General features: G+C 62.6%; 11 protein-coding genes. 1 reads left to right on the top strand and 10 read right to left on the bottom strand.

What is annotated here, in order from left to right:
* Positions 1–103: 103 nt before the first annotated feature.
* The 8 genes from Q6E04_RS01380 to Q6E04_RS01415 form a co-directional block, all read right to left on the bottom strand.
* Positions 104–991, bottom strand: coding sequence for a sensor histidine kinase KdpD (locus Q6E04_RS01380; protein ID WP_303249038.1), 888 nt, complete (start codon positions 989–991; stop codon positions 104–106).
* 220 nt (positions 992–1211) lie between these two features.
* On the bottom strand, positions 1212–1997 hold the full coding sequence (locus Q6E04_RS01385; protein WP_303249039.1) for a hypothetical protein: 786 nt from the start codon (positions 1995–1997) through the stop codon (positions 1212–1214).
* On the bottom strand, positions 1990–2940 hold the full coding sequence (locus Q6E04_RS01390; protein ID WP_303249040.1) for an ABC transporter ATP-binding protein: 951 nt from the start codon (positions 2938–2940) through the stop codon (positions 1990–1992). The genes Q6E04_RS01385 and Q6E04_RS01390 overlap by 8 nt, the downstream gene beginning before the upstream one ends.
* A gap of 102 nt (positions 2941–3042) precedes the next feature.
* Complete coding sequence (locus Q6E04_RS01395; RefSeq protein WP_303249041.1) at positions 3043–3753, bottom strand: response regulator transcription factor; 711 nt, start codon at positions 3751–3753, stop codon at positions 3043–3045.
* 176 nt (positions 3754–3929) lie between these two features.
* Positions 3930–4862: a hypothetical protein gene (locus tag Q6E04_RS01400; RefSeq protein ID WP_303249042.1), complete on the bottom strand. Its 933-nt coding sequence runs from the start codon at positions 4860–4862 to the stop codon at positions 3930–3932.
* Complete coding sequence (locus tag Q6E04_RS01405; RefSeq protein ID WP_303249043.1) at positions 4859–5344, bottom strand: RNA polymerase sigma factor; 486 nt, start codon at positions 5342–5344, stop codon at positions 4859–4861. Before Q6E04_RS01405 ends, Q6E04_RS01400 begins: the two co-directional genes overlap by 4 nt.
* A gap of 45 nt (positions 5345–5389) precedes the next feature.
* Positions 5390–5902, bottom strand: coding sequence for a hypothetical protein (locus Q6E04_RS01410; RefSeq protein ID WP_303249044.1), 513 nt, complete (start codon positions 5900–5902; stop codon positions 5390–5392).
* Between the two features lie 145 nt (positions 5903–6047).
* Positions 6048–7457: an NAD(P)/FAD-dependent oxidoreductase gene (locus tag Q6E04_RS01415; RefSeq protein ID WP_303249045.1), complete on the bottom strand. Its 1410-nt coding sequence runs from the start codon at positions 7455–7457 to the stop codon at positions 6048–6050.
* A gap of 880 nt (positions 7458–8337) precedes the next feature.
* Here Q6E04_RS01415 and Q6E04_RS01420 point away from each other — a divergent pair.
* A complete protein-coding gene (locus Q6E04_RS01420) occupies positions 8338–9909 on the top strand; it encodes a sodium:solute symporter (protein WP_303249046.1) in 1572 nt (523 codons plus the stop codon).
* 353 nt (positions 9910–10262) lie between these two features.
* On the opposite strand, the gene Q6E04_RS01425 is transcribed toward Q6E04_RS01420, so the two are convergent.
* Together Q6E04_RS01425 and Q6E04_RS01430 are read right to left on the bottom strand one after the other, a co-directional pair.
* Positions 10263–11102: a UbiA family prenyltransferase gene (locus Q6E04_RS01425; RefSeq protein ID WP_303249047.1), complete on the bottom strand. Its 840-nt coding sequence runs from the start codon at positions 11100–11102 to the stop codon at positions 10263–10265.
* 161 nt (positions 11103–11263) lie between these two features.
* Positions 11264–11590: a hypothetical protein gene (locus tag Q6E04_RS01430; protein ID WP_303249048.1), complete on the bottom strand. Its 327-nt coding sequence runs from the start codon at positions 11588–11590 to the stop codon at positions 11264–11266.
* Positions 11591–11685 lie beyond the last annotated feature (95 nt).

An 11685-nucleotide genomic window follows, 5' to 3' on the forward strand; every position in this document is an offset into this window, starting at 1 on the left:
GACGACCCCTGTCACACAATTGTTACCGATTTCAAGAGAAGCGACAATGCGCAGGACGTACGGGGAAGGAAAACGGGGCCGGCATCGCGTAGCGAGGCGGCGCTTAGGTCCGGTCGAAACGCAGCTCGATAGACAAGACGTCGCCTTCGAGGCGCGCGGAAGCCGATCCGCCCATGCGCTCGCACAGCTGCGCCACGATGGCAAGCCCGAGTCCCGACCCGCCGCCCGCACGCGATGTGTCGGCACGATAGAATCGACCGAACAGACACGCGGGTTCGATCGAGGCGGCATCGACGACGCGATTCGATATCGTGACCGTCGAGGCGCGCTGGACGATGCAGGGCGCGGCCGCGCCGTGACGAAGAGCGTTCGAGAGCACGTTGGAAAACACGCGCGCAAGCGATTCAGCATCGGCGGAAACGCACGCCGTCTCGCTCTCGAAATCGAGCTTGGGCGTCCATCCCTTTTCGACGAACTGCGGATACATGCCCGCAAGCACATCGGCCACGGCGGAAAACAAACAGACGGGCCCCGCGGAAAGCGGGCTTTGCGGATCGGACGCCTTCGCATATTCGAACAGGTCGTCGGTCAAAGCACGCATGGCGGCAAGGCGGTCTTGCGCTGCGGCCAGGCACCGCGCGCGCTCGATATCGCTGCTTGCACGCTCGCAAAGCTGCAGATAGCCCTGGGCGCCGGCCAACGGCGTGCGGATATCATGCGAAAGCGAAGCCAGATCCTGACGGAACGCCTCTTCGCGGCGGTCCCGCTCGATCCGCGCATCGCGCTGAGCATCAAGCTCGGCATTGACGGCCTTCGCTATCCCCGATATACCGCGCGTCGAAAATTCGACGGAGATGCGCTCGTTGCTCCCCCGCTCGCGTTCGGCGAGAAACCGCGCCACCGAACGCAGCTCGCGCTCATAGCTTACAACGACGAACGACAGCACGAATGCCGCCAATACGGCGGCAAACGCGACGACGACCGAAACCATGATGCGCCACCTCTCTTTCTCTTGAATACGCGCGAAGCGGCCTCGTACGCCCGAGGCCGCGAAACTCCAATGACGATATGCCCGCCTGAAACGCCGCGCGCCTTCGACCGAGCGACAGGCGATTAGCGCGGCGCTCGACCGCCCGAACGCAAAAGCCGCAAGGCGCATCCGTTGCAGCGTCTGTGCGCGCCGCGCATGAGGCGGCGCGCGGTGCAGACGATCAGCCCAAGCTGCGACGACGCATCACGAGCACGCACAACGCGCCGACGACGAGAATCGTCCCGACGGTCTGCGCATACGAAAGCGGATCGCAGATGCCGCCCGCCCCGAGCGTCGACACGTCGGCCGCAAGATAGCCGTCGAGACAATCGCGAATAACGGCCGGCATTCCGGGAACGTTGGCCAAGACGAACATCGTCAGATTCTCCGCTCCCCCGCCGCCGAAGAACAACGCCGCGATCACACCCGCCACTTCGCTTTTCGTCACGAACACGATCAAGACGGTCAGCACGGCGTAAGCCGTCACGCACAGGATCACCTGGGTCAGCCACTGGAAGAAATCCCCGATCGAAGGAAGCGCCGGGGCCACGCCCGCGATGCGCACGCCCGTCTCGGTGACCACGACGCCCACCACGGTCATCGCCGCAGACAGCAACACGCACAATGCCACGAACGCAAGCGCATAGGACGCTCTGCCGCCGCGCGCCTGGATCATGTTCTTCACGTAGCCGTGTTTGAAGAACTCCGACGCCATCGATGCCATGAAAATCGAGAAGAGCATGGCGATGAGCGACCCGCCGACGAACGACGAACCCCACAGCGCCAATGACGGAACGCCGTCGTGGATGCCGACGACGATGCCCAGCTCGGTGAACCATGGCACGTGCAGATGCATCCAGATGGCAGCCGCTTCGAACGCGCACATGCACGCGAACACGATTCCGAACACCGCCGCATAACGCGATCTGATCACATAGCGTATCTGCGCCCTCATCATGCTAAGCACGGCGACCGCCCCCTTTCGAGGCATGGGCGGCAGAATGCGAATCGCCCTTCTCGCCCATCAATCCGATGAACAGCTCTTCGATATCGCGGCCTTGAATCGAAAGATCGCTTAACACCACGCCTGCAGCGGCGAGCGCGCGGCCCGCCTGCTCGGGCTCGATGCCCTGGGCGCGGATGGAGTCGTCCTCCATCACGGCGAAACGCCCCTCGGGGCACGCCTCCTGCAACGCAGCGAGTGCCAGCTGCGGCGCCGTACAACGGATGCGCACGTAATCGGCGCAGGCATGCTCAACCTCTTCGGCGGAAAGCTCTTTCACCAGGCGCCCTTCGCGCAACACGCCATAGCGCGTCACCATACGTTCAAGCTGGTCGAGCACGTGCGAGCTGACGAACACCGTGATGCCCCGCTCATGGGCGAGCGACACGATCAAATCGCGCACCGCGCGCACGCCTTGCGGATCGAGCCCGTTGAACGGCTCGTCGAGCAACAGCAAATCAGGCGAGCCCACGAGTGCGAGCGCCAACCCCAGGCGCTGTTTCATGCCGAGCGAATACGACTTCACGCGTTTTTTCGCCACGTCGGCAAGACCGACCATCGCAAGCACTTCAGAGCTTACATGCTCGGCGTCCGCCACGCCGAGCGAAAGCGCGCGGCACATCACGTTGTCGAGGCCCGAAAGAGAGGGCAGGACGCCCGGGTTCTCGATAAGCGCGCCCAGCCGTCTGCTCGTGGCGCCCGGCGCCTGAGCTTCGCCGAACAGGGAAATCGTACCCGACGTGGGCGGCTCGAGACCCGCGATCATTTTCATGGCCGTCGATTTGCCGGCGCCGTTGCGACCGACGAAACCGTAGATTTCGCCGCGGCGCACCGTCAAGTCAAGCCCGTCGACGGCTCGCTTGCGTCCGTAGGCCTTTGAAAGCCCCGCGGTTTCGATGACATTCATCGTCGTTCCTTTCTTTCCGGTATCCACTGCCATCGAGAATACGCGGCGGCCCTTCAGGAAATTCGCAGCCTTTTACAAGAAAGATACAAGATTGCCGATCGGCTATTCGTCAACCAATTTGAATCCGATGCCCCAGACGGTTTCTATGTAATCCTGGGTGCCGCTGTCTTTAAGCTTGCGGCGGATATTGGAAATATGGGTGCTGATGGTGCGCTCGTCGGTCAGCGCCTCTTCGTTGCGCACGATTTCGAAGAGCTCGCGCTTGGTGAACACTTTTTTAGGGTGGCGAACGAATGCCGCCAGAATGTCGAACTCCGTACGCGTCAACGCGATTTCGCGGCCCGCCGCCGAAAACGTGCGGCCCTGCTCGTCGATGCGCCATTCGCAAAACACCGACACGGATGCAGCATCGTCCGCACCCGATGCGGAAACGACGCCCTTGCGACGCAGCACCGCTTCGAGACGCGCAAGCAGCTCATCGAGGTCGAACGGCTTCACCAGGTAATCGTCGGCGCCTTCGCGCAGAAGCGCCACGCGGTCGGACACGTCGCCTTTGGCCGATGCCACGATCACCGGCACATCGCCCTGGGCACGGATGGCGGCAAGCACCTCTTCGCCCGTGACCCCCGGAAGCATGAGGTCGCAGATAACGGCATCGAATGCGAACCCGCCCTCGATCAGCAGGCACGCCTCGCTGCCCGAATAGGCGCACCGGCACGCATAGCCTTCGCGCTCGAGCGTCGTGCGAACCACGTCGCTGATCGCCGCGTCATCCTCGACGATCAAGATCGTGCCGTATGCGGTGTTTTCCATGCGTGCGCCTTTCTCTTCGACGCACGATTATACGGCGCGCGGCGGAAACGCTACGGCGAAAAGCCGGCCGAAAAAACGCCGGGAGCCGGAAACGAATCGCTTCCGGCTCCCGGATTTCCCACGGCATCGCCTGCCTTTCGCACATGGATTCGGCCCCCGAAAGGCAGCGAAGCCGCCTACGCGCCCTGACGGCCGCGGCCTTCGCCTTGCCCCTGATGCCCGCATCCGCGTCCATGGCCCGGCCCGCACGACAAACCCTGCTCGCCCGCATGCCCCGCGCAGGCGGAATCGCATGTATCGACCCCTGTCTGGGCGGCGAGGGCCCTCAACTCGGCCATCGTCATGGTCGCGGCATCTTCTTGAGAGATGTCGACCCCTTGTGCGACCAGGGCCTCGTACACGCGATACCGCCCCAGACCCATGCCGCTTTCGCCGGCGGCCCGGCATTGCTCGTCGGTAAGCCTTCCGCAGTGGACCTCCGCGTCCTCGCGCTCGAAGCTGCGCAGCGCCGCCGACTCGATGGCCGCGCAGCGCGCCTCGTCGTCGCATGCGACGCCCACTTCCACCACCGCGCCTTCGCCGATATAGCCTTCGCATGCATCGGCCAGGACCTGCATGGCCTCTTCGCACGCCATGCCGTCTATATCGACCCGGTCGAGCACCGCCGCGGCGTCGTCGTTGACGGCACGGGCGTCCACCACGCGGTCGAAGCGGTTTACAGAAAGCTCGAACGACGAGTTCACATCGATGCCCACGCGCGCCACGGGAGCCATGGCGTACGCGAAGCCGCCCACGCCGATTGCGGCGAAGACGGCGCAGGCGACCGCGGCCATGGCGACCTTGCGCGAAAACGACCTGCGCGCACGCGGCACACGGCGGCGCGCAGGCGCAAAGGCCTCGGCCGAAACGCGGCCGTCGCGAGGCGGCTGCTCGGCGGCGGCGCCGGACGCGACGAACAAAGGCGCGAACACCCGGGCATCGGACCCATCGGATGCGACAGACTCTTCGCCGCGCCGCGCCTCGATCCGCGCGATAGCGGCGGCTTTCAGCGCGTCGGGCGCTTTCAGCGCGCCGTAGGCTTCGCTCAGACGATCGTCGACATCGCTCATGACAGCGCCTCCTTCAACTGCTTGCGGCCCCGCGAAATCCAGGAATACACCGTGTTTTCGGGCGCGCCGATCATGCGGGCGATTTCGGGTACGGTGTAGCCCTCGCACGCGAAAAGATACAGCGGGGTTTTGGGCGGATCGCTCAGCCGATTCACGGCGTCGAGCACCTCGCGCACCTCGGAGACGTGTTCCTTGCCTCCGCACGCGAACGTATCGCCTCGACGCTCCATCTCGGCGTCGAGCGACACGTTCGCCCTGGCCCTGGAGCGCAACAGGTCTTTGCAGCCGTTGATGGCCACGCGCAAAAGCCACGCCTTGACATGTTCCTGTTCGCGAAACGGCTCGTCGCGTTGGGCGTATTTGGCGAACACGTCCTGGAATACATCTTCGGCGTCATGCGCCGGCACATACGTCAGACACGCGCGCCAGACGGCATCGCCGTAGCGCTCGACCGCCTCTTCGATATCTCGCGCATCGCGCACGTGCTGCCCCTTTTCCTCGGTTGAAAACGAAACGACCTCCTGATGCTACCAGGCGCCGCGACCGTGGCCGAAACCTGCGCCGTCGCCGTGGCCATGGCCGAGGCCGTAACCGTAGCCGCATCCGACGCCGTCCTGGCGATTGTCGCACACGCCGTCGGCATCGGCATCGATGCACGCGCCCGCAGCGCACACGCCGGCACGGTTGTCGCATACGCCATCGCCATCGGCATCGACGAAGCCCTGGCCCGTCCCGTTGCCACGACCGATATGCGTTCCGAAGTTATCGCACACGCCGTCGGCGTCGGCATCGACGAAGCCCTCGCACGAAGCCGCCTTGCAGCATGCGTTCTTGGCATACGCGCCCATATCGGCGAGGCACTTGCTGGCCGCCGCCGCGCATGCGCGCATGCAAGGAGAATCGCAACCTGCACCGGCGCGCGGACCCTGGGCGAATGCGGGAACCGCAGCCAGCGAGAATGCCAGCGCCGTCGCCGCCAGAACCGCAAACGCCGTTTTGGCGGGCTGAGCCTTCTTGGCGGTATCGACCGTGTTTTTCATCTCGACCTCTTTTCCGATGCGCCGCTCGCGTCCGACATTTCGATCAGTTTCGCTCGAAAGCGCGGCGGCGGTTTTTCTTTCCCTTCGCCTTGAACACGATCGGGCGCGGCGTTTCCTTGCAAGAATGTCGAAAAAATTTTCCGTCCTACGATTCGCGCGCGAGGCGCTCGCCCATCAAATACCCCATGACCGACGCCATCATCAGGCCGCGCGTCCATCCGCTGGAATCCCCCAGGCAATGCAGGTTCTCGATGTTCGTGTCGAGCTTCTCGTCCATCTTCACGCGATTGCTGTAGAACTTCAGCTCGGGCGCATACAGCAGCGTCTCGCCCGCCGCGAAACCGGGAATAGCCTGGTCGACGGCCAGCATGAAGTTCATGATCGACGTCATGGTGCGATACGGCATGGCGCTCGTGATGTCGCCCGCCACGGCATCGGGCAGCGTCGGACGCACATTGGAGCGGTTCAATTCGTCTTGCCACGTGCGCTTGCCGTCCAGGATGTCGCCGAAACGCTGCACCAGGATGCGTCCCGCGCCCAGCATGTTCACCACCGCGCCGATCTTCTGCGCATAGGCGATCGGCTGGTCGAACGGTTCGCGGAAGTTATGCGAGCACAGGATCGCCAAATTGGTGTTTTCGGACTTGCGTTCTTTATAGGAATGGCCGTTGACCACCGCCAGGCCGCCGTCGTAGTTCTCCTGGCTCACGAAGCCGCCCGGGTTCTGGCAGAACGTTCGCACCTTGTTGCGGAACGGATTCGGATAGCCGATCAGCTTGCTTTCATAGAGCACGTTGTTCACGCGCTCCATGATTTCGTTGCGCATCTCCACGCGCACGCCCACGTCCACCGGGCCGGGTGCATGCTCGATGCCGTGCTCGACGCACAGCTTCTCGAGCCAGTCGGCGCCGCGACGGCCCGTGGCCACCACCACGCGTTCGGCGGCGATGGCGCGCTCGATGCCGTCCGGGCCTTTCACGATTACGCCGCGGCAGACGTCGCCCTCCATGGCCACGTCCAGGCATTCCGTGCGAAACAGCAACTCGACGCCCGCTTCGCGCAGGTGGTCCTCGATCCTGCCGTAGATTTCCTGGGCCTTCTCGGTGCCCAGGTGGCGGATCGGGCAATCGACCAGCTTCAGGCCCGCCTGGATGGCGCGGCGGCGAATCTCTTTCACCTCGTCGGGCGCGCCCACGCCTTCCACGTGCGTATCGGCGCCGAAACGTAGGTATACGTCGTCGACGCGTTCGATGGTGTCTTGGGCGAGGCGTTCGCCGATCAACTCGGGCAAATCGCCGCCCACCTCGCACGACAGCGAAAGCTTGCCGTCGGAAAAGGCGCCCGCGCCCGAAAAGCCCGTGGTGATGCGGCACGGCTCGCAGCCGACGCAGCGGCCCACCTTGGCCTTCGGGCACGAACGGTCCTCGATAGCGAGACCTTTTTCCACAATGACGATACGCGCGGCAACGCCGCCTTCCAAAAGGCCCAAAGCCGTGAAGATGCCCGACGGGCCCGCGCCAACGATGACGACGTCGGCGCTCGAATCGAAACGCATGATATTCCTCCCCTTGTGCAAATCGACGCCGCACGGCGGCGCCTTGGCATTGTAGCGCGAAAGGCTTCGCCCGAATCAGGCGCATTCCGCCCGAAAACGCTCCTCTGAAATTGGACAGCTGTCCAAGGAATAGCGCGGTTGCGCCGCATATCGCATCCTCTGCGCAAATATGGCACTTCATCAGGCTAAAGTACTTCTACGAAAGCATCCGAGGTGCGGCATTGACGCTCCGTCAACCCGCGAAACCCGCCCCGATCATCGCCCTTCAGTAGAATATCAGGCACTTTCGCCTGATTAAACCGATAATCCCGTATACTCCGCGCTTAAAGGAAGAACAGCGCCGAAAAGCATGCCGAACCTGAAAACGCTAGCGGTAGAATCGAAGCGGCAGACGGGATATCTACCGATCCTTTTTGAGCGAATGTACAATTTTTTTGCTTTGTTGCAATAAATTATTGACCACAAAAGCGCTCTCTTTATAATGAATCTCGCAACATCGAAGGAGTCAGCCATGAGCAACGGAACCGCACATACCCCGGCTTCCCCAGCCTGCTGCGGCACCCCCCGTTGTCTCCCCTTCATGTTCAATCTCACCCCATTTGATGCCCGCAGCGCCTGCGGGCATCGCCGTTTCGGCACCGTTTCTCACGCATATTCCTATCGATACCTTTAGCACACGGATGCAGCGCGGGCGTTGTTTCTCTCTCGCTCGACCCGCCTCCCGTGTGCGCCTCCTGGGCGATACGCGTTTTCCGTTCCGGCGGAAAACGCTGCGTCCCTCGGGCCGTTTCGTCATAACGTCTCGACCTCGACCTGACCGTTCTCGGCGAACCGCCGGCGCTGTCCGCCCGCCTTCGCCATCGCACGATAGGAATATCCCATGTTCGTCAAAGCCCTCATGGTGGCCATCTTCGCCGCCACTGCCATCGGCGTCGGCATTCTGTGCCGCAAACACGCCGGCAACGTATCCGGATTCATCCTGGGCGGCCGCAACGTCGGTCCCTGGCTTTCCGCATTCGCCTTCGGAACCTCGTATTTCAGCGCCGTCATCTTCGTCGGGTACGCCGGCCAGTTCGGCTGGAAGTACGGCCTGGCCGCCACGTGGATCGGCATCGGCAACGCCATTTTGGGAAGCCTTCTGGCATGGTGGGTGCTCGGCCCCCGCACGCGCGAGATGACGCAGCGGCTCCAAGCGTCCACGATGCCCGAATTCTTCGGCAAACGCTTTTCGAGCAAAGGTTTGCGCATCGCCGCAGCCGCGATTATCTTCGTGTTCCTGATTCCCTACACCGCAAGCGTCTACAACGGACTGTCGCGCCTGTTCGGCATGGCGTTCGGACTGCCCTACGAAGCATGCGTGATCGGTATGGCCCTGATCACCTGCATCTATGTGGTGATCGGCGGCTACATGGCAACCGTAGTGAACGATTTCGTCCAGGGCATCGTGATGCTCTTCGGCATCGTGGCGGTGATCGTCGCGGTGGTCGTGGGCAACGGCGGATTCAGCGAGGCGCTCATATCGCTTTCGCAGATCCCTGCCGAAAACAGCGCGCTCGAAGGCGCTTTCATCAGCATGTTCGGTCCCGACCTTCCCAACCTGATCGGCGTCATCGTGCTCACGAGCCTGGGCACCTGGGGCCTTCCGCAGATGGTACAGAAATTCTACGCGATCAAGAGCGGCCCCGCCATCAAGCAGGGCGCGATCATCTCGACCCTGTTCGCCGTGGTGGTGGCGGGAGGCAGCTACTTCCTGGGAGGCTTCGGACGCCTGTACGGCGACCAGATCGCATACTCCGCCAACGGGGCGCCCGTCTACGACTCCATCATTCCCACCATGCTTTCGGGGCTGCCCGACATTCTTGTCGGCCTCGTGATCGTTTTGGTGCTTTCCGCCTCCATGAGCACGCTGAGCTCGCTCGTACTGACGTCGTCTTCCACGCTGACGCTCGACCTGCTGAAGGGAAACGTGATCAAGCATATGAGCGAGAAAAGCCAGCTTCTGTGGATGCGCGGCCTGCTGGTGCTGTTCGTGGTCATTTCGGCCGCTATCGCATTGGTGCAGTACAACAGCTCGATCACGTTCATCGCGCAGCTCATGTCGATCAGCTGGGGCGCGCTGGCAGGCGCGTTTTTGGGCCCGTTTTTCTGGGGCCTGTACAGCAAGCGCATCAGCAAGGCTGCCGTATGGGCGAGCTTCATCGTGGGCGTCGGACTGACCACCGGAAACATGATCGCCGGGTTCTTCGGCACACCGCTGATCGCAAGCCCGATTAACTGCGGCGCACTTGCCATGGTGCTCTCGATGGCGATCGTGCCGCTCGTGAGCCTTGTCACCAAGCCCGTCGATTTCAATATGGACATCGCGCTGCCCAGCCGCAAAAGCGCCACCGACCGCGAAATCGAAACCGAAATGCGCGAAGAGCACCTGCCTGAAATGGAACCGACCGCGTAAGTGCGGCCCACGACGCCGAGCCTCAGGCGATTTCGCATCGCAGGAGGCTCGGCGAAGTCGTTTTTCGGGGGCGCGCCGAGGCTGCGTTCCGCTCAAAAAAGGCTTCTTTGGAAAAATCGGGGCTCTTCGGTCATTTTTTCGAGGTTCTGCCACGAAATAGGGGGCGCAGACCACCGAAACGCCGATGTTTGAATCTTCGTGCCAACATTTCCCCAGGTCAGATTTTTCGCAGACACGCTGTGCGCGACATGGCCGTGCCAAACCTCGCATTTTTTGGCCTCAGACGCCTCTTTTTTCCAAAGAAGCCCGCTTGCGCTTCGAAATGCGCATGAACCGGCCGCGTACGTGCGCCGCTACTGCCCGCCTGCGGCGAGGTAGTCGTCCAGACCCGGTTTCGCGGATAGGTACACACCGCTTTCGGGGAAGTACGTCAGCCACACCACGCCTTCGGCGCCGACCACGTCGGCCAGACCGGGGCGGTCGTTTTCGGCGACGCTGATATGGATCGATCGATCGTCGAGGGTCTTGAACGTCATTTCGAGCGTGTCCTGGCTGAACCCTCTGTAGCGGCCGGTCGCGCGGTCCTCCTCAACCTCGGCGAGCCAGCATAGCTCGGTCTGCGGGCCGCGCATCAGATCGATCAAAGCGTCTTTGGACTGAATGACGCCGATAGCCAAACTGCCGATCGTAAGCAGCACTAACAGAGCTGCGATGCCGGCGCTGCCGAGCATGTCGTACGAAGCCGGATGCTTCTTGCGATAGAGGCGATACGACACGGCGACGCCGATGCAGACAGCCAAAACCGCGACCAGCTTGACTAAGCGCACAGGCGTCGGCGCGCCCTCGCCGAACGCGACGATCACGCCGAGTGCCACGAAAGCCGAGCCCGCATAGGCGACGCAAGCCACGGCGAACCGGCCGACTTCCCGCGCGAGCCGGACCGCAGTTGCCGCAAAGCCCGCGCCCGTGCCGCCCTTGCGCTCCTGCGAAGCCACGACCAGCATGATGGCGAACCCGACGAACGAAAGGGCGAACAGTACGAAGCCGGCCGCCATGCACAGATAGCGCACCAAGCCCATATACCCGATGGAAGGCGCCCACTCACCTGCGAACAGAATTCCGAACGCCGCAAACAACACGACCAGCGTGACGACGCCGAGCACTTTCTTCGATGACGCTGAAACCGAAACCATCGCACCCTCCGCTCCCGTATTGCAAACGCCGATGCCGAATGCATGCGGCGCAGCGAATCGTATCACGCGGCCGCGAAGCGGAACCGAAGTCCTGCGGCAAAAAAGATGGGCGGGCGCGGAAACATTCCCGCACCCGCCCATCGCGGTGTCGGCGAAAGCGCCTATGCCGCGGCGTCGCCCATCAAGCGCTCGCGCTTCTTGCGCGCGACGGCGCGGCCCTTGCCGCATTTCGGCTTCGAAAGCGGGCAGCGCTTGCTGCAACACGGGCAGGTACCCAGGTTGAGCTGGAACGATGCGGCACCCGAAGCGGCCGCCTTGCCCGTCTTCGCAGCCTTGGCCTTGGCCTTGGCCGGCTTCGCCTTGTCGGACGAAAGCTTTTTCGCAAGCTTCTTGGCGGCCTTGCGCACCGCCTTTTCCTGTTTTTTCGCCTGCTTCTTCAGCTGTTTTTTCGAGAGCTTCTTGGCGGCGTTCTTTTTCTTGTCAGACATGGCTGGCTCCTTCTTGTTTTTCGCCGCCATCATAACCGATAAACGCTACAAAGTTAGCATCAATTAACTTTCTTCAAATCGTCTTCGGTATACGG

Origin of the sequence: uncultured Slackia sp. (genome assembly GCF_959608125.1) — a bacterium.
In the GTDB taxonomy this organism is placed as follows: Bacteria; Actinomycetota; Coriobacteriia; order Coriobacteriales; family Eggerthellaceae; genus Slackia.